Origin of the sequence: Endozoicomonas sp. ALD068 (assembly GCF_049310145.1) — a bacterium.
Classification (GTDB): Bacteria; Pseudomonadota; Gammaproteobacteria; order Pseudomonadales; family Endozoicomonadaceae; genus Endozoicomonas_A.
Genome location: NZ_JBLYNU010000004.1, coordinates 384,618 through 406,805 on the forward strand (window position 1 = coordinate 384,618; position 22,188 = coordinate 406,805).

Consider the following 22,188-nt stretch of genomic DNA (forward strand, 5'->3'; position numbering starts at 1 on the left):
ATAACCTGGTTGCATTTAATACGATCTTCACTAAAGAAATTCGTCGTTTCATGCGGATCTGGCCACAGACGCTATTGCCACCGGCGATGACCATGTCTTTGTATTTCGTTATTTTTGGTGCTGTTATTGGCTCCAGAGTGGGCGAGATGGGTGGCTTTGATTATATGACCTTTGTCGTACCGGGTCTGGTCATGATGGCGGTGATTACCAACAGCTTCACTAATGTGGCTTCCAGCTTTTTCAGTAACAAGTTTCAGAAGTGTGTTGAAGAGTTGCTGGTGTCACCCGTACCGAACTGGGTGATTCTGGCCGGTTACACCATGGGTGGTGTTGTCAGGGGGGTCTACGTAGGTGTTCTGGTTATGCTACTGGGCGCTTTCTTCGTAGAACTACAGGTACATCATATTCTTATTACCCTGCTGGCTGTTTTCCTGACTGCAACTCTGTTTGCACTGGGTGGTTTCATCAATGCAGTGTTTGCCAGAAAGTTTGACGATGTGGCCATCATCCCGACCTTCGTACTGACGCCTCTTACTTACCTGGGAGGTGTTTTCTACTCGATAGACGTGCTTCCAGAGCCATTTCGATCCATCTCGCTGCTGAATCCTATCCTGTATCAGGTGAATGCCTTTCGATATGGAATCCTGGGACAGGACAGTGGTATCAGTTTAGGTTGGGCTTTTGTTGTGATGGTTCTGGCTATCGTAATACTGGCCGCCTGGGCTCTCCACCTTCTGCGAGTGGGCAAAGGCCTTCGAAACTGAATTTGAAGCGAGGCTTTCCAGGCCTCGTTTTTTCCAGAGGATACTGATCTGGCCGGGTTGCCGGGCAAACAGGATTGGGTCAAGTGAAGTTATGAGTGAATTAGTGAATGCTTCCCCGCTGGGGAAAAACAGTGAGTATCAGGCGGAGTATAATCCGGAAGTTTTGTTCCCTATTCCCCGCAGGGAGAAGCAGTTGGAGTTGGGGCTGGACCCCGATAACCTCCCTTTTGCAGGCAGTGATGTCTGGTTTGGTTATGAGCTGTCCTGGCTTGACGCCAAGGGTAAGCCGTTGGCAATGATCGGTCGCTTTGAGCTGCCCTGCCAGTCTCCCTGCCTGATTGAATCCAAGTCCTTCAAGCTTTATCTGAACTCATTCAACCAGACTCAGTTTGATTCTGTGGCACAGGTTCAGGCGGTTATGGAAAAGGATCTCAGCCAGGCTGCAGGTGCGCCGGTCAGAGTAAAGCTGATGACGATTGCTGAAATGGAAGCTTTCGGATTCAAATCGGCTCCCGGCACCGGAGTGGATGAGCTGGATGTGGTTATTGATTGCTATGACTATACACCTGATCTTTTGCAAAAGGCTGAAGGCATTCGGGAAGAAACTATCCATTCTCATCTGCTGAAGTCCAACTGTCCTGTGACCGGGCAGCCAGACTGGGGAACTGTGGTTGTTCAATATAAGGGAGAAGCCATTAGTCATGAGTCGTTTCTGAAGTTTATCTGTTCATTCCGTGGGCATCAGGAATTTCATGAGCAATGTGTGGAAAGAGTATTCACAGAAATACAGGCCCGTTTCAAAATGGAGTCCCTGACCGTCTATGCCCGCTATGTACGCCGGGGGGGGCTGGATATTAACCCATGGCGCAGCACTGATCAGGCCGGGCAGGATGATGGGCGTCTGATCAGGCAATAAAGTCAGGTTTTGAGTTGCAAGATCAGTAAGTTGGTCCATATATATTCTTTGGTATATGGAGGTTCTCTACCGATATGAAAAAATATATAGCTCTTACTGCTCTTTGTCTTTCCTGTAAAAGTTTTGCCGCAGGCTATGTTATCCGCAGTCCTTATGACTATCATTCAGTGGCTAGTTTAATACTTTTATCAAACGGCTGGGGTATTCTCTGGTTGTCCAGCAGACAACAGTTTCTTCCTTATCTGGTGCAGGGCTACCCAGCTCCAACAAACTTCTTCCCCAGCCATATCGGTATTGTGATTCGAGGCTGCGTCCACTATACAGAGGTACTGGATTACTTCTCCCCATAGCTCAGTCGATCTGACACAGTTGACCTGTAACTCCGCCAAGGGCAAATAACGGCTCCCCGACACCGGGAGCCAGCAAAAACCTGGCAGGAGAGGCCACTTCGTTTGCTTGTGACTCAACTCTAAACAGGCCGCATGGGGATAATGTAATCTTCCCAATCCTCTTCAGGCACCGAGGTTTCTGATTGCGCAAAGGCCCTGACGGAAATGCCAGCCAGGTGAACGCTGTTCGGGTTTCCCGATATCAGAGGGTGCCAGTCGAAGAGCGATTTACCTTCGGCCAGGAGTCGGTAGGCACAGGTGTCTGGCAACCAGTGAAAATGAGGTATATCACCGGCTGTAAGTTTCAGGCATTGAGGAACCTTTTCCTTTCGGTGTTCATAGTCTGAACACCGGCAGCTGTGAATATCCAGCAGCTGGCAGGCCAGAGAGGTGTTGTGAACCTCTCCTGTCTCCTCATCTTCGAGTTTTTGCAGGCAGCAGCGACCACAGCCATCGCAAAGACTCTCCCATTCTTCAGGGGTCATCTGTTCGAGAGATTGGGTCTGCCAGAAAGGTGTTGTCATATCGCAATGCCGACTATTTACAGTGTCGTGTGACTGGGAAACTAACGGACTAATGCTCATCAAGCAACTCCAGTTCCTGACAGTTCTGATAAACATCAGGAGCAACATCTGATAATAAAGTGTCCCGTTTTTTTAACTGCTCTATTTTACTGCATGCCCGTTGCCTCCATCCTTCCAGTATGTAGTCAGCGATATCGATTTTGGCTTTTTTAAGGACGGTCACCGTATGCGTAAGCTCCATTTCATCCCCATACTCGTCGAGTAAGTTCAGAATTTCGGTGCCAAAAATTTCTGTCTGGTTTAGCTTTGACCACAAACTGTCAAACGCCTGTTTTTCTCTTTTGCTGTCTGGCAGGTTAATGCTTTGTGCTTCTGTTTCACTCACCGTGTCACAGGCTTCAGCGTCTCCGGGTTGAATGATGTCCAGGTATTGGGACAGCGATTCTTTAATCTCATCGGGGCACTCGCTACCTGATGCTTCGACTTTTTCTCTCAGTTGGCAAAACAGGGGGGCAGGCAGTCTCTCTTTATGATGGTCAAGGGATCTCCAGGTGATGGGTTTGATGGTCATTCCTCTCCTGACCAGAAGAATCAGAACATGAACAGGTATCGGATTGAAGGGGGCTGCTGTCAACGCACCTTCTGCCCTCAGCTCTCTGTTTGCGGCCAGTTTGGCTTTACGTCTTTGGATGTATACCGGGCAATCGGGTTTTAAACGCTTTTGCCACTCATCTGCTGTCAGATAATAACGTTCAGACATCTCAGTGATTTTCAAAAAAATCCTGAGTTGCTCCTCTGTCCAGTTGCTGATTTCTATTTTTTCATCCCGTATTTTCAGCAGTGGCATGGGGAAACGGTAGGTCTGAACACCGTCAACCTCAACCTCAAGCCGCTGCCCTTTGATGGTAAAAGACATCTCGTTGAGGTTTTGCATCAGCACAGCGATATAGCTCAGGGCCAACTGCTTTCCTGACTGGATATGTCCAGAGACAGTTATCTCAACATTGTTGTTATCGGTTGAACGCATCCCGGACAGAAAGTGATCGGGGATATCCTGATCCCAGGGCAGAAGACTATGGGTTTTGAGTAAGGCTTCAAACAGTATCTGGATGCCTTTTTTGGTGATTTCATGGGTTTTTAGTTGCAGGCAGGCTTCAAGCAGCCGTTTTAAATATTGAGAGGAATGCTCTTTGCTGAGTTTTTGCAGGGCGCTCAAAGAAGGAAACAGATCGAATACAGCCCGGGCATGGCTGGCATCCAGAAAACGCAGTTGATCATCCTTTGTTAAGGGTTGCAGGATTTCCCAGTAGAGTCTTTTCATAGAGTCGTGTTTCAGCACGCCCGATAGTTGTTGCAACCGGGTTGAGAGCTGTTGCCATTGGTTTTTACCCGGCAATGACATCAGCCGCTTGACAAAGTAGACATAACGCTCTCTGTATTCATCTGAAGAAAACAAAGCCATTGTCTTCTTTAACACGTGCAAAGGCGTGGTTTTACCCGAATGACGCCACAAAAAATTCCGGTTCCGTTGATTAGCTTTAAGATAGTTCCTGACGCCTTTCCCTCCATAAGAAGACAGAAGCCTTATTAATGATTTCAGCATCAGAGCGGGTTTAGTCTTTTCACGGTGGTGAAATTGTTTTAAAACCGCCCAGTTGATTAACCAGTCTGGTTTAGGGGTGGAAAGATAAAGGGAAACTGTTTTTAGCTGGCGATTGAATTTGTCATTCTCTTCATTATCCAGGTTGTCATCCAAGCCGCTATTTTCTTCAGTAGATTCTGTCAACAGCCACTGCTTCAGTTGTGCTTCCTGGTGTTTCAGCTCTTCGGTAGCAGGTAGCCCTTCTGATGCCCAGAGTCTGGCCATAATTTGCAATAACAGATGGTTGGGTGCCCCCCCGCAGCTTATCCAGTTCATTACTTTTTTCACTGGCCCATGTTTGGGCACGCCCTGGCCATAATTTATGGACGAGAAGGCACGGAACCGCTCCTTACTGAACTCGCCATCCTGGTCTTTCCACTCCGGCCAGCCAAGCACTCTTTTCACTTGCTCATATCTGGGCATGCCCCGGCTAAAATTCATGGAAGAAAATGCGCGGAGCCGCTCCATAACGAACTTGCCATCCTTTTCTTTCCATTCCGGCCAGTTCAGCATCTCTTTTACGTCCTCATATCTGGGTGGGCCTTTGCCAGAATTCATGGCTGTGAAAGTACGGAATCGCTCCATACTGAACTCGCCATACTCATCTTTCCATACCTGCCAGCCCAGAAGCTCTTTCACTTCCTCTTCATGTTCAGGCAAGCCTCTGGCATGATTCAAGGACGCGAAGGTGCGGAACAGCTCCATACTGAACTCGCCATCCTTGTCTTTCCATACCTGCCAACCCAGCACCGCTTTCACTTCCTTGTGTTTGGGCATACCTCTTTTGGCGAACATAGACGAGAAAGAGCGGAATAAATCCATATTGAATTGGCTATCCTCATCTCTCCATTCCGGCCAGTTCAACATCGCTTTTAATTTTTTATGCTCCTCATGTTTGGGCACGCCTTTGTTGTTATGTATGGACGAGAATGCGCGGAACAGCTCCATATTGAACTTGCCATCCCTGTCTTTCCATTCCGGCCAGGCCAGCACCTCTTCCACTTCCTTTTTTTTGAGCATGCCTCTGCCACAATTCATGGATGAGAAAGCGCGCAACAGCTCGATATTGAACTCGCCATCCTTGTCTTTCCATACCGGCCAGCTCAGGATCTCTTTCACTTCCTCATGTAAAGGCATGCCTTTGGAACCATTCAGGGACGAGAAAGCGCGGAACAGCTCCATATTGAACTGGCCATCCTTGTCCTTCCATAGCTGCCAGCCCAGCACCACTTTCACTTCCTTGTGTTTGGGTATGCCTCTTTTGGCGAACATAGACGAGAAAGAGCGGAATAACTCCATATTGAACTGACCATTCTTGTCTCTCCATTCCGGCCAGCCCAGCATCGCTTTTAATTTCTTATGTTCCTCATTTTTGGGCACGCCTTTGCCGTTATTCATGGAAGAGAAAGCGCGGAACAGCTCCATATTGAACTCGTCATCCCTGTCTTTCCATTCCGGCCAGGCCAGCACCTCTTCCACTTCCTTTTTTTTGAGCATGCCTTTGCAACTATTCATGGAAGAGAAAGCGCGGAACAGCTCCATATTGAACTCGCCATCCTTGTCTTTCCATACCGGCCAGTCAAGGATCTCTTCCACTGCCTCATGTTTAAGCATGCCTTTGGAACTATTCAGGGACGAGAAGGCGCGGAACAGCTCCATATTGAACTTTCCATACTTGTCTTTCCATTCCGGCCAGTCAAGGATCTCTTCCACTGCCTCATGTTTAAGCATGCCTTTGGAACTATTCAGGGACGAGAAGGCGCGGAACAGCTCCATGTTGAACTTTCCATACTTGTCTTTCCATTCCGGCCAGCCCAATATTTCTTTCACTTTCCCATATTTGAGCTTTCCCTTGGCATGATTCATGGATGAGAAGCAGCGGAATAACTTTATATTGAACTGGCCATCCTTGTCTTTCCACTCCGACCAGCCAAGCACCTCTTCCACATCCTTATGCTCGGGCAAACCTTTTGTGTTGTACATGGACGAGAAAGACTGGAACCGCTCCCTGTCGAACTCGCCATTTTGGTCTTTCCATTCCGGCCAGCCCAGCACTTCTTCCACTTCCTCTTGTCTGGGTATGCCTTTGCTATTGTTCATGGAAGAGAGGGAAGTCAATAAATCCAAACCCGCCAAATATTCGAGTTCATCCTGGCTAGTTTGTGCAAAGCTACGAATATATTTTCTGACATTATGTAGCATGCTGGTCAGCATGCCGGTATTTTTGACGTTTTCAGGAAGTTGCCCAAAAAACGCAGTGGCATTATCGAAGAAACCATTAAAAGACTCTCTCTCTACGAAACCAAGCAGTTTATAAAAAGTGTGCTTGACGGTGATGTTTTTTTTCTTGAATACCTCAAGCAAAGTTTGCACTTTCTCCAGATCTTCCTTGCTTAATTTGTATTTGATGTTTTCTTTTACTTTTTCCAATGGGTCATCGGGGGGCTGAGTGTCTGCCGGTTTACTTTTTTTGGCCGGTGGTGCTGCGGCTGCTATTGAAATATTTCTCTTTCTACCCACGTCCTTCTTTTTTTTCTGAGCGGGTTCTGATGAATCCGGCTCTGTTTCATGGTGGGCTGGTCTTGCCCTTTTTTTACTGTGAGTGTCCGACAGGCACTGGTTGCATAAAAATGCTGAAGCTGCTGTCTCATTAGCTACACGTCTTAATTCCTGTTGAGTCAGCGCCTTGTCACACTTCGAACAATTGACAGCGGCTTTTCCGGTATCCTGCTGAGCTGAGGGGCCCGGTGGCTCATCGCCTCCACGATCGCTGCCGTCTATTGAAGCGATTCTCTGGTTAGGGGCTGCGCCCCGGCTCCTCTGGCTGTTCTGAGCTGTGGCCGCAGTTGTTGGTTCTTTGGTCGTTCGGGAGGTTTGATTCTTGTCGCCGGAAGCCGCCTGTCGGCCAGAATATTTGCCAGAAATGATTTCACAGTAAACACTGAGTTCCTGACCATTCTCTGCCAGCCATGACTGAACCAGCCCCGTTTGAAACCCGGCAGGGCCTGACCTTTCCAGATCAAGAAGGTCGGCTTTAATTACCATGATCCGGTCTGACATAATCCGGGCCAGCGTTGTTTGGCCCGTCATAGTAGCCCATAGTCGTTTTATTCGTAATACTCTAAGCAGTTGTCTTTTTTGTTGCTGGCATTTTTGAACAGGATCAGGAACAAGGATAAGGTCAGGCTGGGGTTCCGGGTCAGAATTCCAGTTGTTTCCATCAGGTGGCTTATCACCATCATCTCCCCCGGCAGCACCCATGGCGATGGGCGTGTTGGTCGTCTTCTCAGGCGCTTCAGGGGACCAGGTCACCCGATCAATGCGGCGTGTTTGTTTTATTGGCCAATCGGGTAGGAGAGGCAGTTGAAGCGACTCATGAGGACTGATATTCGGCAGTAGCTGAAGCAAACTGAAAGAGAGCAGCATAAACCCAAACGGAAAAGGGTCGGGCTGTTCAGGTTTAGCCAGCTTATTGGCATATAAGGAATGTGCTGGCAGCGAGTTTGAGCCGGTGAGTCCCAATGCAGGCAGCGATTCCCAAAACACCATCGTCACTAGCAGAAGCAGTGATTGGGTTACCGAGCAGACAATTTTGTTTTTTTGTGAGCGTCTCATAGACTCAGGCGAACTGGTTGCCGTTTGCACGAGACTGTATAGCACTGCAATGGCTACCACGCCATTAACGGAGTTGACGAATATTTCTGAGTCAACTCCCTGTCTGCAACCTTGTTTTTGCAGTTTGTGGTGGTACCCACTGGCTTCCCTGAATGTCAAGGCTCAGGACAAACCGGGCTCTATACCCTTGTTTTCACAGCGGGTCGTTAAAGCTCAGCAGTTCTTCAGGAAGGTGTTGAATGTAAGTACCTAACCAGTTGGTTTCGCATATTCTGGACGGCGGCTTTTTCCACCCTTCTGCGTTCCAACTCTGGTTGCGTAGCTACGGCTACGCGCCCGTCGTTGCGCCTTGAAGGATGAAAAAATCCACTCGCCAGAATATGCGAAACCAACTGGCCAGGTACTTAGTCTTCTTCGGCTGGGGGCATCTGCAGGTAAAACCCCTTTTCCTGAATCCCGGTCATCACTTTTTCAATGTCTGCCCTGGCCAGTTTGCGCTCAGGTGTCAGCAGAATATCCATCACATGGGTAGCTTTGCCGAAAGCCTGATGAAGGGCTTCAGGGACTTTCTTCAGTTGATCACGCTTGTCAACGTAAAGGTACATCTCGTTGCGTTTGCTGCTTTTGAAAATGGAAGCAAGAATTTTAGACATAATATTAATACTATCTTGAATTTGCCTGGAGTCTGGGAAGTAATTATCTCTGGTTCTCTTTGTACTCTTTCATAGCCAGAATCAGGGGTTCGGCAATTTCCCGTTGTCGCCAGCCTTTAATGCTCTCTGGCATCGAAAAACGGCCACTGTTTTGCCACTGACGTAAGAGTGCGTTAGACATTTTTCCCGGGAATAACAGCTCTGCAGGTACATTCAGCTCATCTGATTTGTGAGTCACCCAGGCCTTGATCAGTTTGCCATAGTCGCGGGCGGCTTTCGGCAGGGGGGCAGGGAGCTGTTCCGGATAGTCAGCTTCCGGACTGTCTTTGGCCTGTTTGACCAGGTTCAGAATAATCCCGCCGTATTTTCGAAGCGTTTTGGGTTTCATATCCTGAATGGAAGAGAGTGAACGTATATTCTCCGGCATATAACGGGCAATTGGCCACAGGCTTCCCTTGGGGATGACCCGGTTGCGCGGGGTATTGGTTTTTCGGGCTTCCAGTTCACGGTATTCACAGATCTTCTGTAAAACCGCCAGTTGTTGAGGCTGCAATTGCCAGGCACGCTTAACATCTTTCCAGATTTCGCCGGGGACCGGAAACAATGGCGAGCTGAGCAAGGTGTCACAATCCTCGTTAAGCCATTGCAACTGAGGCTTGCCTTTCATTTTTTCGAGTAATAGCTCATAAGCTTCCAGCAGGTGAACGACATCGAGCGTGGCATAGCTGATCTGGGCTTCAGTCAGTGGTCGCTGAAGCCAGTCTGAGCGAGTGGCATCCTTGGGCAGGTCCACTTCCAGAAGCGCCTTTAGCAAGTTTTGGTAGCTTAATGAATGTCCCAGTCCTGCATAGGCCGCAGCAAGCTGTGTATCCAGCAATGCAACTGGGCGGCAGCCGGTGAGAATATTGAAAACTTCGAGATCTTCTCCGCAGGCGTGAAGGACTTTGATGACAGATTTGGATTGCAGAACCCGGCCAAAGGAAGCCCAGTCCTGAACACTGAGTGGGTCAATCAGGAAAACTCTGTCACCGGTACCCACCTGAATCAGTCCGGGAATAGGGTAAAAGGTATCAGTGCGAATAAACTCTGTGTCCAGTGCAATGGCATCCAGCTCAAGCCACTGCTGGCAGTAATGGTTAAGGCTTTCGCTGTCGAGGACCCAGATGGGGTCAGGATGTTCAATAGGCATATAAGCAGCTGGATTAGAAATAAAAGCCTATTATAAGGAGCTTGTCTCTGAAGCCAAAACAATATTCTCCAGGGCTTGATGAGAAAGTCAGTAAATTCGTGGACAAGATGGCTCAGATACTCTCATCCCCCATGAAGAAGCTGAAACGTATATCCTCAATCGAATTAAACAATAATTATGAACATTTACCGGATCAAGAAGGCCAGAGCAGACATGCATCATTGGCTTGACTAAGTGTGTATTCGTAATCCTGAAGCAGAAGTGCTTTCGTAATAAAAAGGCCCGCATCAGCGAGCCTTGTGGAGTGGGTGCGATAAAAGAAACCCTGTCAGCGATGGGATTGCAGCGACTGAATTCGATCTTCAAGAGGAGGGTGGCTGGAGAACAGTGCGGCCAGGCCACCCTGACCGTTCTTGCGAATACCGAAGGCCGTCATGGTGGCAGGCATCGCACTGGGTGCGTCGTATTCAGCTCTCAGTCTTTCCAGAGCGGCAATCATATCACCACGACCTGCGAGCTCGGCACCGGCTTCATCGGCACGGAATTCTCGCTTGCGGGAGAACCACATCACGATGGCGCTGGCGGCAATACCCAGAACAATCTCGGCAATAAAGCTGACAACATAAAAGCCAATACCCGGGCCACTGTTTTCTTCATCACGACGGAGGAAGCTGTCTACGGCATAGCCGATGATACGTGCAAAGAACATCACGAAGGTGTTCACAACACCCTGAATCAGCGCCAGCGTCACCATGTCACCGTTAGCAACGTGACCTATTTCGTGACCAATAACGGCTCTTGCTTCCCTCGGGCTGAAACGATCCAATAATCCCTGACTCACGGCAACCAGTGAGGCGTTTTTGTTCCAGCCGGTGGCAAAAGCATTGGTTTCCGGGGATGGGAAAATACCCACTTCCGGCATGCCAATGCCCGCTTTTTCAGACAGCTCTTTGACCGTATCCATCAACCAGCGCTCCTGGGCTGTTCGGGGCTGATCGATAACCTGGGTGCCTGTGCCCATCTTGGCCATGGTTTTGGAAAGGAGCAGAGAAACCAATGAACCGGCAAAACCGAAAACGGCACAGAAAGCCAGCAGTGACTTCATATCGAGTCCCTGGGCTGTGACATAGCTACCCACGCCAAGGATGTTAAGCGTGATGCTGGCGACTGCGATGACAGCAAGGTTAGTTGCAAGAAATAGCAGAATTCTTTTCATTACCGAATGGTTGCCTTTGTTAGTTGGATAGTTGGACTATGGAGGCGTTGAGTCCGGATTTCAATCCTCAGCCCGTCACATTTAACAATGTTTACACTCCTTCAGGCTTTGCAGGCGAAAAAGTGCTGGCAGAGCAGGTTCAGCTGGTGGGTGGTCCCGGATTTTAATGTTTCACGAAACTGCCAGCCCAGAGTCCTCTGTTTCTGAAGCATCGGTTCTGGCAGGTCTTCCAATTCGGTTTTCAGGCTTGGCATACCGAGCCTGAGGAAACTTTTTTCAGTCAGAACCACCTGGTCCAGCCCTTCCAGCCGAACTCTTTCGGAGTAGTGTATGTAGCCTTCTCTGGCCAGCCAGAGAAAACTGTCAAAGCAGGCCTGGTGTCGCTTGCCGGGTAATCCGAATTCATCCACGGGCACGGGCGTAATGATGTCGTCGACGTACAGAGAGGTCAGCCGCGGGAAGACATTGTAGAGATGTACCAGTGTCTTGGCACAATCATGAAAAAAGTCGTCGATGTGGATGTCAGCCATGTTCAGAATGTGAGTGTCTGGAATTCAGTAATCGGTAGCAAACGGGCCGTTGAGTCACGGCCAGGATTATGATTGTTTGTATCGGCTCAGGAATCGTTCAAGTTTATCGCCCACCATCTCCAGATCTTCAACCCGGGGCAGGGTAATTATCCTGAGATGGTCCGGGTCCGGCCAGTTGAAGGCACGACCCTGTACGAGCAGAATTTTTTCCTGAATCAGCAGGTCGAGTACCAGCTGTTCATCGTCGTGAATCGGATACTTTTTCGGGTCCAGTTTCGGGAACACGTAAAGGGCTCCCCTGGGTTTGACACAGCTGACACCGGGTATCTGATTCAGGCGCTCGTAGATCACATCTCTCTGTGCCAGGAGTCTGCCGCCGGGAAGAACGAGGTCATTGATGCTCTGGTAACCCCCCAGTGCCGTTTGAATAGCATGCTGGGCAGGAACGTTGGAACACAGACGCATGGAGGCCAGCATTTCCAGACCTTCCAGGTAGTCCCTGGCTTTATGTTTGGGACCACTGGCAACCATCCAGCCAGAACGAAAACCGGCTGCACGATAAGATTTGGAGAGCCCGTTGAATGAGATCATGAACACATCATCCGCCAGCGATGCCATGGCAGTGTGCTCTGTTCCATCGAAGAGGATCTTGTCGTAGATCTCGTCAGCAAAAATAATCAGGCTGTGCTGGCGGGCAATCTCAATGATTTCCTGCAGCAGCTCAGGTGGGTAAACGGCACCCGTTGGATTGTTAGGGTTGATGACAACAATGCCCCGGGTCTTGGCGGTGATTTTGCTGCGAATATCATCCAGGTCAGGGTACCAGTCAGATTGCTCGTCACAGAGGTAGTGAACCGCTCGGCCTCCTGAAAGGTTAGCCGCCGCAGTCCAGAGAGGGTAGTCCGGCGCCGGGATCAGCAATTCATCACCGTTGTTCAGTAATCCCTGCATGGCCATGACGACCAGTTCGCTGACGCCATTACCGATAAAAATGTCTTCCAGCTCGACACCGGGAAAATCTTTCTGCTGACAGTAGTGCATTACGGCCTTGCGTGCCGAAAACAAACCCTTGGAGTCGGTGTAGCCCTGGGAGTTGGGGAGGTTGAGAATGACGTCTTGAATAATCTCTTCAGGTGCATCAAAGCCAAAAGGCGCAGGGTTGCCTGTGTTCAGTTTCAGAACACGCTGGCCTTCCTCCTCCAGTCTTCTGGCTTCGCGCAATACCGGACCACGTATTTCGTAGCAGACGTTTGCCAGTTTCAGGGACTTCTCAATATCCTTCATGGGTTCTTTTCCTGTGGCCGATATAAGGCTCATTGTCTTTTTGTATGTTATCTGTTACTCAGGGCTGCCTGAGTATTGCTCCGTTAATGAGTGGCGTCAGTTCCGATCGTTGTGGATCAGGTCATGGGATTCTCTGGAACATCATCAATCTGATTATAAACCTGACTATAAATAGACAAGAGTGGGTAAAAAATGTTCTCTCTGGCAGGGAATCAGGTGGCCATTATGATCGCTTTAAGGCTACAGTGCACGACCCAATCCGGATATTTCCGTTAAAGAAGCTGGAGGTGGTATGAAAGTTGAAAAAACCGATGCCCAATGGCAGTCAGAGCTGACTGAAGAGCAGTATTATGTCTGTCGGCAAAAGGGTACCGAACGGCCTTTTTCTGGTGAGTACGTTCATTTTGATGGCCTGGGTCGTTATAGCTGTGTCTGCTGTGATCAAATCCTGTTCGAATCCACGACCAAATTTGATGCCGGCTGTGGTTGGCCCAGCTTCTGGGAAGTCGTGGATAAGGAGGCGGTCAATTACCTTGAAGACAAAAGCCTGGGTATGGAGCGGACAGAAGTGGTGTGTTCAGCCTGCAACGCGCATCTGGGGCATGTATTTCCTGATGGGCCTGAGCCTACAGGGTTGAGGTACTGCATGAATTCAGTCGCTCTTCAGTTCAAAGCAGACAACTGAATAGCGCAAAAAAACAGTGCATACACTGTCCATCAGGCTATTAACCAGCGGGTCAGAGTGCTTTCAAGCTGCTCCTTGTTGAAAGGTTTAGCCAAATGGTCGTTCATTCCGGCATCCAGGCATTGCTTTCTGTGCTGATTCATAGCGTTGGCGGTTAAGGCTATGATGGGTGTCTCTCTGGTTGCTATCTGAACTCGCAGTCTCTGAGTGGTGGTAAACCCATCCATAATTGGCATATTGCAGTCCATCAGAATCAGGTCATAGTTTTTTTGCTGACAGGCTGCCAGACAACTCTCGCCATTATGAGCCAGCTCTACCTTATAGCCCAGCTGCTCAAGCATTCCCTCCGCCACCATTCTGTTGATGGGATTATCTTCGACCACCAGAACCGAATAATCCCTGTTTTTTTGGTGTTGGATTTTCACTGTGTCAGGTAACGGTTGGGAGACCTGATGACGTATAGTCCGGGTTTTCTCCAGTGCCTGGATAAACAGTTTCCGGGTCAGAGGGAGTGGCAGCCAGACCAGGGTGTCCGGGCCGTTATCCAGAGGTGTATGAGCGGCATAAATCACTTTTAGTGACGGATTATCCTGACCGGCATTTCTGGCCAGACCTTCATTCTCTGTAATCAGAATATCCGCCCAGTCGGACAGGTCACCGATGTTGTTGTTCGAGGTCTGTCGGTGGCTGATATCCCAATGCGCCAGAAGATGAGAACAACAGCTTTGCAGAGCTTCTGAGCCATTGAGCACAATCTGGTTACTCTTAATATCAGCAGAAACCGATACTTTTTCTTCCCTTGATTTATATCGGAATGGTAAACGGACAGAAAATGTGCTGCCTTCTCCGGGCTCTGATATAACAGACAGTTGTCCGCCCATGTTAGTGACTATGGACTGGACCAAAGGCAGGCCCATACCGGAGCCCCCGAAACGGCGACTGGTATCACTGCTGGCCTGAGCAAAGGGTTTGAAAATTTCGTCCAGGGCTGATTCAGGGATGCCGATACCGCTGTCACTGATGTTCACCATAATATCAAGATGATTCTCGGAGGTTTTCTGGCAGTCGAGCCAGATACGAATGTCACCCTCATCGGTAAATTTTGCAGCATTGCCTATCAGGTTGGAAATGACCTGATGAAAACGGGTTGGGTCACCCAGGACTTCTTCCGGCAGGGTGGGATCGATATCACAATAGATCGGAACCCCTTTGGTAAATGTGGATTGTCCTGCAAGCACCACAACATCTTCCATTGAGTTTCTGAGGTCAAAAGAGATTTCTTCAAGAATCATCTTGCCCGAGTCAAGTCGGGAAAGGTCCAGGATATCATTGAGCAGACGGATCAGATGAGTACCAGAATCTCTGGCAGTGGTTAAACGCTGATGTTGTAGTTCGGTCAGTTCGTCGTTGAGGGCGATACTCAGCATGCCCAGAACTGCATTGAGTGGGGTTCTGATTTCGTGACTCAGACTGGACAGCTGCCTGGCTCGCTGACTGGCAGTTTCCAGTGCCTGGCTGCGTGCTTTCTCAAGCTGACGGTTGGTCTTCTCAAGGGCCTGGTTGTTTTTGCGAATATCCCTGGTCCGCCGGGCAATAATGGTTTCCAGTTCAGCCAGATGTTCACGTAACTGTTCTTCAGCCAGTCGCCGGTGGTGCAGATGGTGATGAATGTTGTTCAAATAATGGTTGATAGTGCGGGTCAGCAGGCCGATTTCGTCATTCTCATGCCCCCTGGGCTGCGGAAGCTGAATCTTGCTACTGTTTTCCGGGTGCTCAACCATTTTTTCTGTCATGTTCAGCAAAGGCTTGGTCAACATGTGATAAAACATGATGGACAGAACCAGCGAAAGCAGGAAAGTTTTGATCAGGACAGTCACCAGGGTAAAGATGGCCCGATCAAAAAACTGAGTGCTGATAGGGCGAGTGTCGGCAACGATTTTAAGCCAGCCGAGCGGTTCATCTTCATCAAAGGGAACCTTAAGCTCCCGGATATAGGTTCGGCTGGCACCAAACAGCATATCAGTGAAGGGGCGGGCTTTATCCTGTTGCGGCTCTTTACTCACAGCGGCAAGGATTGCACCCGATGGTTCAACAATTTCTGCCCTGACGATGGTGGGCGATTTAATGAGTCCCAACACCAGCTCGTTGGCCAGCTCCTTATCAATGTTGTAAGCGATGCGGGCAGCTGGAGTCCGGGTGATATCAATGAAGGTTTCTATGGTGGCATCAATTTGCCGGTCCTGAGACCGGTAGTCGATGATCACGAGATAAAGACTCAGGAACAGCCCCAGGATAAAGGCAAAGACAACGGTGTTACGCGCCTGTTTAAACGACAGTCGATCCCTGAAACGGATTGGCATGAGAAACGTTTTATTTTAATTATTACTCTGTGATTCGTTTTACCTGTATTTTCCTGACAGCGCAACAACAGCCCGAATTTAATCTGCTTGTTTGGGAACCTAACTTCCCTGTTCTCCCTCATCGAGTTGTTTGTTCATTATCATCGCCCTGCTGCCAGTTGTAGAAGGTGCCCAGAGTGTAGGAGTAAGGAATACTTTTTGCGTGGGAAAACGACCATTTAGGCAGATTTTCCCTGAAGTATTTCTCCCATCCGTTCTCAAATAGTTTCATGGTTTGATCGCGGCGTTCACGGAACTGCAGATAATTTTCGTGTCGAGTCCAGCCATGTATCATGTCATTTGCTTCAACACGGTCTGTATAGTCTCCATCGGCTTCACCGAAACGTTGAGGCGAAGCAGTATCGGTACGCATCTCATATTCATCGTCCGTTTCACCTGCGCCTCGCCAGCGATTAATCCTGTCAAGACTGCGGCCCAGGGGTCCACCCAGCCATTGAGTGAGCATCTTGTTGTCGTTCATAAAAAAGTCGAAAGTGAGACCCGATGCCAGAGCAAATCCGAAGGTTTGAGCACTGGTAAATCCTGCTATAAGACCGTGGGCGTATGCTCCGACGGTGGAAATTGGGCCCAGCATGAGACCGGCTGTGGCGGAGGCCAGCGTTTTCGCTGTTTGTGGTGTTACCCTGTGCAGCAGGGGTACCTGAATCCCTTGCCTGGAACCCATGGATTGCACTATTTCGGGCACCAGACGGAAAATGCTGCGATACATTTGAGGGTTGGCGTTGTACTGTCTGGCAAACAACATGGAGCCGGTTCTCAACAGAATCACTGAAGAAGCGGCCTTGCCCAATGGCATGGCCAGTCCGCCCAGTTCAGAAACTTTCTCGATTCCGTTGTGGTGGGCATATTGCGCGGTTCGGTCTGGATCAACATCATAGTGTTCGAGCCAGTGCTGGAAAGGTATGAGCATCCGGTGCAGGTAATCACCCCTGTTGGTCAGATCCAGAAGGTAGAGGAATGCCATGTTTGACAGCGACAGATCGGTAGCCTGCCAGACGGTATGGGTCGCCAGCAGGGGTTTGTAACTGGTGTAGTACCAGGTGACAGCCTGTACCAGAAAAGCTGAAGGTTTGACCCAGTAATCATTGAGCTGCCACTCAACTGCTGCGACATGAGCCAGCATCAATGTGTTATGGATTGCCTTGATCAGGTCTGATTCAGACAGGCCAGCAACATTGGCATAAGGTGTCAGGGTATCCTGAAGATTGCACAGGAAGGCTGCCGTCCTGCGGCCATTTTCAAAGGCAATATCGTCAAGAACGTAGTTGGCGATGACCGCAGCTGCATACTCTTTCATGCCGACAACAGACTCTTTCATACCCGCCGGGTCAGTGGCCGCCACGGTCACAGGATTAAAGGCAGTCTGCATGAAATCGTCAGCCCCCTCATCAGACAGTATCCCGACAACGACTTTAAAGCGAGGCACGTCGACACCGTGTTTGTAGCCAAGCAAGTGTTCAAATTCGGCCACTGTCTGATAACCATCAACACCTCTGACGGCCTTTATATAGTTCTCAAGTTCAACTTTACTGATCAAGCCTTCCCGCAGCAGAGTGATGATCTTGTCAGCACTGGCAGAATGGGTAGCGAAGTATTCTGAGAAGCTTTTCAAGTCTTCCGGTTCATGCCCAACGGAGTCTATGGCTGTTTTGCCAATGTCGCGAATTTCGTCTTGGAATTGCTGAGACCCTATTTCCATCTCATACATGGCGTTGAGCACCATAATCTCGATTTCTTCCAGCACGTCTTCGGGCCGATTTTCCGGGGAGGCGACGGGGGATTTCGGAAAGCTGGTCTTCAGGCTTTTAAAAACTTCCACAATCCGACTGGCCTGTTTAAACGTCAGTTTGTCTCCGGCCATTGCCTGCACGCGAATGGGTGCAAATTCATCGTCAAAATTGAAAACCGAAAGAAATGGTATTGTCTTATCGCTCTGCATTGCTGCTTCGTTCAGGCCAATTGCGGCTTGCAGAGCTTGTTTTTTGAGAGGGTGCCGCTGCATGAAGTCGTTCATATCGGTCAGCAATTTTGCCTGTTTCTCTGAGTACTGGATGAGACTGCGGTCATTCTTGACGGCTTCTTCGGCAACCTTCAGGACTTTTTCCATTCTCACAACGTCTGCTTTCCTGGCTTCAAGTTCAGCTTCCAGACGCATCTGACGGGACGGTTCCTCAATCAGTTGCCGAATCTTGCCGCCAGTACCATCATCACCGCCCAGTTCTAACTGTTTGTTTCTCAGGGCATTAATCCGTTGTTCATTGGTGTCAGAAGTGTCAGGTTCAAGACCCACGGCTGCTTCGGTGGCTTCAAGAAACGCGTCATGATCCGCCAGGTCCTGTTTTGCACTTAATGCAGCTTGATATTTATGATGCAGGGCTGAATCCAGCCGATCCAGATCGATTTTATCTGAGCTTGATGGGTGTCCATTGATGTTTTCATAGTCGAACATTTGCTGTTCTTTGCGAACCAGATTTTCTCGTGCAGCAACTTCTTCAGCCATTGCATTGGCTAAATCCATACTTTTCCTGTCGTGCTCATGCAGAAACTCCGTGACCTGAGCGTACATTTTTCTGGTTAAAGGCAGTTCACCCCGTACTCCATCGATTTCATCGGCTGCGGCATGAAGCGGAGTGTATGTATAGCCATTAACATGAAAAACGTAGTCAGCTTCTTGCAGCGAAGTGGGGTCGAAATGTATCCGGACGTACTGATTTGTTTTGGCTTTCAGTTTCTCAACGATTTTATCTCGTACGTCTACACTGTACCCCAGCAGGAAATTTATGATCTCCTCTGCTCGCTCTTTATTGGTTTGTTCGTCACCTGCAGACAGGCCCAGCTCGGTCTGAAGTTGTTTCATTCCCTGATTGAGAGCGATATTACCCCGGTTATGTTGGAGAAAAATATCCATGTTGCGGTCAGCCATTTCCAGCTCATTTTCAGCTTCTCTTACTGCTCGCCTGGCTCTGGCTACCTCACGATCAAGTAAGTATCGGGGTTTTGGCCCCAGTCGGGCCATTTGTCTGTCAAGCTCATTCTCAATGACTGCGACGCTCTCAGTAACGGTAGGCCGACCCACTTTGAAAATTTCTTTGCTCAGTTTTGAGAGTGTTTCTTCAATGAGATTGGTCTGATCATTCACACAGGCATTATTGTTATAGTCTTCAATGTTGAGTTGATGAGCAATTTCATTGTTAATATTTCTTGATAAATCTTCATCTTCATAGCGGTGGGATACTTTTAACCTTAATTCCGAAACTCTGGACCTTAGGGCTTGCACCTGTTTTTTTCGGCTGACATCTTTTTTTAATTCTACTTTCAGATCATCGGCCAGTTTAGCAATTAAAGCCTTGTCCCTTTTCCTGAGAGCAGCGCTTTCATAAGCGGAGATGCCCAGAATGCGCTCTAAAGCCATGAGCATCTCACTCTGCCGTCCTTTGGCTAGCTGATCTGCATCTTCGACATAAAAGGTAAGATGGGCATCAAGCAGGAGCTTCTCATGTTTACCTTTCCTTTTTTTGTAATCAGCAGGTTTGGTATCGTCTCCCCAGAGGGCATAATACTGCTGCTCGGTTATTTTTTTGATGACATTATTGTCATGAAGTTTTTTACGAACCCTGTCAAGTCGTTCCAGTTTGTTATCACCTTCACTGACCTGGATCCCGAGTATTTCTTCTGCGGTTTTCAGTGTATCCAGCGCCCCTTCCTCTGCCCGCTGCATAGCCTCGTTAAAGTATGTCTGAATTTTCTCAGAAATGGCGTTCCGACGATCATACACATCGCCCTCGCTATCGATGTCGACCATCTTCAGGGTTTTTTCCACAGCAGTGAGTTTCTGAAGTAGTTCAGGGCTGGGTTTGAGGCGGTCTGGCGTTCTGATCTCTTTCAGTTTTTTTTCCAGGCGTGCAAGATTGTGGACCACCCTGAATACCGCTTTTTCCAGGACGTCCTGATTCTTTTCTACGCTGTTTTTACTCAGTTTAATACCAAGAATTTCTGCCAGAGCATTTTGTTTGGCCTCGGTGTAAGAATTATCTTGGCCATGCAGTGTCTCAATTCTATGAAGCAGGACATCTTGTTGAATATCCATTGTCTTGATTTTCTGAAGCATGAGTTGTTTGTGAGCATTCATTTCCTCGATTTTTTGAAGCAGGTGTTCTTGCTGAGCGTCTACATCTGCATTGCTATCAAAATCCTGAATGTTTAAATGTGCGGCAATGGTTGCATAGCGGGCTTTGATTGCGGCTGCTTTTCCAGCTTCTATAATGGTTCTCGGAAGAAGGTGTCGCTGGACCAGAGCTTCTTGCTGTTCAAGGAACTGCAGAATGGCCTGCTGACGGGTTTCCGGGGTATCTTTGTCGTCAGAGATCAGGCCGAGATTACTTTCAAGGTTTGTCAGTCTCTGCAGAGCCTCATCGTCGGTCAGGTCTGTCTTATGTTGTATATGCTGCCGAACAGACTGAAAGCGGGCAACAAGATCGTTTTTATTGTTCGGGGTCATACCGAACTGATCTTCAACGGCTGTCAGTATTGTGATTATAATTTCATAGTCAGGCTGTTCTACTGCAGCAAAGGTTGTGACCAACTCCTGGGTGATTTCATGAATTTTATTTCTGAGAAGTCTGGCTTGTTCTTCTGGTGTCTGGGTATTATCCCAATTATAAATACCAAGTTCTGCTGCCGTTTCACGAAATATTTTTTCGTTTAGCTTGCCCAGTTTGGCATATTCTATCCGCAGCTCCTCCAGGTTGTTGTGTAACTCAAACAGCTGTCTCGCCATGTCGGTCATGACTCTGAAAGTAAACTCTTCGTCTTTGTCAGGATCGATCTGTGCTTCTTTGATATAGCCGACAACGGGTAACACTTTGCGAATATGCTGAAAAAAGTGCGGGTTCATCAGAAGATTTTTAAGTACGGGTTTGAAGCCAAAGTGTCCTAAGAGTTGCCTGTACATCCGGGTTGGCGTGATGACTAATGAAGCGACTTTGATGTGTTCTGGTGTGAACTCAAATTCATCTGATCCATATGCCTCATCTGGAGAAGCCAGCGCCAATGCCTGCAGGAGGGATTCGTAATATACAAGCGAACGCACCGCCAGTTTATCCTCGTTTGAAAGCACCGTCAGTTGATCTTTGTCAACGTCGGCATCGTGCCGTGCAACTAACTCCTCCAGCACCGCCATCTGCCTGCTTCGAATCACGAACCGGTAGTTTTTGAGCTTGCGTTTGTTAGGCTCTGCTTTTACTGCAGGGACGGGACTATTACCGTCGGCTTCTATCCAGAATTTATAGAGGTTTTCTACGAAAGCGACATCATCCGGATTCTGCATCAGACCATGAAAAACAATATTCTCCCCCGGAGCTTCTGCTATTTCCAACTTTGGATAACCCGCAGGCACATGATAAACCCGTTTGGCATCCTCAGCGTCTACTATGTAGCCGACAGGTTTGTTGTGTGCCAGTAGTTCGTTCAGAGCCTCCTGTTGTAAATCCTCTTCCAGGACATGAACCTGAATATAGGCAGAGGCGGCAGCTGCCAGGAGAGCCTCATCATTGACAAAGAGTGATTGACCCAGACGGTGCAGTTCAGGGGGTTGATCGCCCGCAGCGATAAGGCGCATGAAGGTACGCCCATTCACTTCAACTTTTTCAACTTCAATGGTGGCAAGGCCAACATAGTGATCATTTGAGCCGAGGTTTCCTGCTCTTTCTGCAGCGGCTCTCAAAACTTTAGCCAGTTGCAGGTGGTTGGCGATTTTCGTTAACGGTTGTAATGATGAACTCCAAACTAATTGATCACGAGCAACCTCCACGGAATCCTGATCGGTCATTCCGCCTCTGACTTCAATGACCAGTTCCTTTTCTTCAAGGTTGTGGGTGAACCTGAAGACTCCCTCATCGCCTACTTTGAGAACTTTGATATATTTCTGAGCAACGTCATTTTCGCCTGTTTCAAACTGATCAACACTGGAAACACCATCACCAATACCATAAAGAATTTCTGTAAAACTCATAGTAGTAGAGATAAAGCCCTGACCTTCTGAAGGCTCATAAGGGTACGTGGTGGTAAAAGATTTGGGTATTGGCTGCTGGTCATCACCTAAAGTTGGCTGAACCATGACCTCACTACGAAGTTTCACAACATTTCCGCTGCCCAAAATATAGGCTTTCGTCTGCAGTTTGCGAGCAGCCAGTGCCTCTGTATTAATGATGGAAGAGCTGATCGCAATGGCCACTGCAAGGCTTAATGCATTGTGGCGGGTATTTGTCATTCTGCTACCTCAGAGCTGAGTACTTTTGTTATCTTGAAAAGTGATTGCCATACCTGGAGAGGAAGCACATTACAGCGGTTCATGACCGTCAAT

Annotated in this window: 14 protein-coding genes; 5 read left to right on the forward strand and 9 right to left on the reverse strand. The window is 48.6% G+C overall.

The window, feature by feature from the left end; all coding sequences use genetic code 11:
- Nucleotides 1-50 precede the first annotated feature (50 nt).
- The 3 genes from ACO6V5_RS01520 (at nucleotide 51) to ACO6V5_RS01530 (ending at nucleotide 2,030) form a co-directional block, all read left to right on the forward strand.
- A complete protein-coding gene (locus tag ACO6V5_RS01520) occupies nucleotides 51-764 on the forward strand; it encodes an ABC transporter permease (RefSeq protein ID WP_422137128.1) in 714 nt (237 codons plus the stop codon).
- Between the two features lie 91 nt (nucleotides 765-855).
- Complete coding sequence (queF, locus tag ACO6V5_RS01525; protein WP_422138596.1) at nucleotides 856-1,680, forward strand: NADPH-dependent 7-cyano-7-deazaguanine reductase QueF; 825 nt, start codon at nucleotides 856-858, stop codon at nucleotides 1,678-1,680.
- A 74-nt stretch (nucleotides 1,681-1,754) separates the two neighbouring features.
- Nucleotides 1,755-2,030, forward strand: a complete 276-nt coding sequence (locus ACO6V5_RS01530; RefSeq protein WP_422134680.1) for a hypothetical protein — start codon at nucleotides 1,755-1,757, stop codon at nucleotides 2,028-2,030.
- Between the two features lie 119 nt (nucleotides 2,031-2,149).
- On the opposite strand, the gene ACO6V5_RS01535 is transcribed toward ACO6V5_RS01530, so the two are convergent.
- The 7 genes from ACO6V5_RS01535 to ACO6V5_RS01565 form a co-directional block, all read right to left on the reverse strand.
- On the reverse strand, nucleotides 2,150-2,653 hold the full coding sequence (locus ACO6V5_RS01535) for a YcgN family cysteine cluster protein (RefSeq protein WP_422138595.1): 504 nt from the start codon (nucleotides 2,651-2,653) through the stop codon (nucleotides 2,150-2,152).
- Nucleotides 2,643-8,009 (reverse strand): hypothetical protein, encoded by a 5,367-nt coding sequence (locus tag ACO6V5_RS01540; protein ID WP_422412272.1) that lies wholly within the window; start codon nucleotides 8,007-8,009, stop codon nucleotides 2,643-2,645. The genes ACO6V5_RS01535 and ACO6V5_RS01540 overlap by 11 nt, the downstream gene beginning before the upstream one ends.
- Before the next feature lie 245 nt (nucleotides 8,010-8,254).
- Nucleotides 8,255-8,503, reverse strand: a complete 249-nt coding sequence (locus ACO6V5_RS01545; protein ID WP_422134677.1) for a YcgL domain-containing protein — start codon at nucleotides 8,501-8,503, stop codon at nucleotides 8,255-8,257.
- Nucleotides 8,504-8,546: 43 nt separating this feature from the next.
- The gene (gene rnd, locus ACO6V5_RS01550) at nucleotides 8,547-9,692 is read right to left on the reverse strand and encodes a ribonuclease D (protein WP_422134676.1); all 1,146 of its coding nucleotides are present in this window, start codon (nucleotides 9,690-9,692) and stop codon (nucleotides 8,547-8,549) included.
- Between the two features lie 328 nt (nucleotides 9,693-10,020).
- Nucleotides 10,021-10,908 (reverse strand): protease HtpX, encoded by an 888-nt coding sequence (gene htpX, locus ACO6V5_RS01555; RefSeq protein WP_422134675.1) that lies wholly within the window; start codon nucleotides 10,906-10,908, stop codon nucleotides 10,021-10,023.
- A gap of 101 nt (nucleotides 10,909-11,009) precedes the next feature.
- Nucleotides 11,010-11,438: a hypothetical protein gene (locus tag ACO6V5_RS01560; RefSeq protein ID WP_422134674.1), complete on the reverse strand. Its 429-nt coding sequence runs from the start codon at nucleotides 11,436-11,438 to the stop codon at nucleotides 11,010-11,012.
- Nucleotides 11,439-11,504: 66 nt separating this feature from the next.
- On the reverse strand, nucleotides 11,505-12,722 hold the full coding sequence (locus ACO6V5_RS01565) for a pyridoxal phosphate-dependent aminotransferase (protein WP_422138592.1): 1,218 nt from the start codon (nucleotides 12,720-12,722) through the stop codon (nucleotides 11,505-11,507).
- 44 nt (nucleotides 12,723-12,766) lie between these two features.
- On the opposite strand from ACO6V5_RS01565, the gene ACO6V5_RS01570 reads away from it, so the two are divergent.
- Both ACO6V5_RS01570 and msrB read left to right on the forward strand, forming a co-directional pair.
- Nucleotides 12,767-13,018, forward strand: coding sequence for a hypothetical protein (locus ACO6V5_RS01570; RefSeq protein WP_422138591.1), 252 nt, complete (start codon nucleotides 12,767-12,769; stop codon nucleotides 13,016-13,018).
- Nucleotides 13,015-13,407: a peptide-methionine (R)-S-oxide reductase MsrB gene (gene msrB, locus ACO6V5_RS01575; RefSeq protein ID WP_422134672.1), complete on the forward strand. Its 393-nt coding sequence runs from the start codon at nucleotides 13,015-13,017 to the stop codon at nucleotides 13,405-13,407. The genes ACO6V5_RS01570 and msrB overlap by 4 nt, the downstream gene beginning before the upstream one ends.
- Nucleotides 13,408-13,439: 32 nt before the next feature.
- Here the strand turns inward: msrB and ACO6V5_RS01580 are convergent, their stop codons facing one another.
- Together ACO6V5_RS01580 and ACO6V5_RS01585 are read right to left on the reverse strand one after the other, a co-directional pair.
- Complete coding sequence (locus tag ACO6V5_RS01580) at nucleotides 13,440-15,767, reverse strand: response regulator (RefSeq protein WP_422412277.1); 2,328 nt, start codon at nucleotides 15,765-15,767, stop codon at nucleotides 13,440-13,442.
- A 118-nt stretch (nucleotides 15,768-15,885) separates the two neighbouring features.
- Complete coding sequence (locus ACO6V5_RS01585; RefSeq protein ID WP_422441932.1) at nucleotides 15,886-22,095, reverse strand: hypothetical protein; 6,210 nt, start codon at nucleotides 22,093-22,095, stop codon at nucleotides 15,886-15,888.
- Nucleotides 22,096-22,188 lie beyond the last annotated feature (93 nt).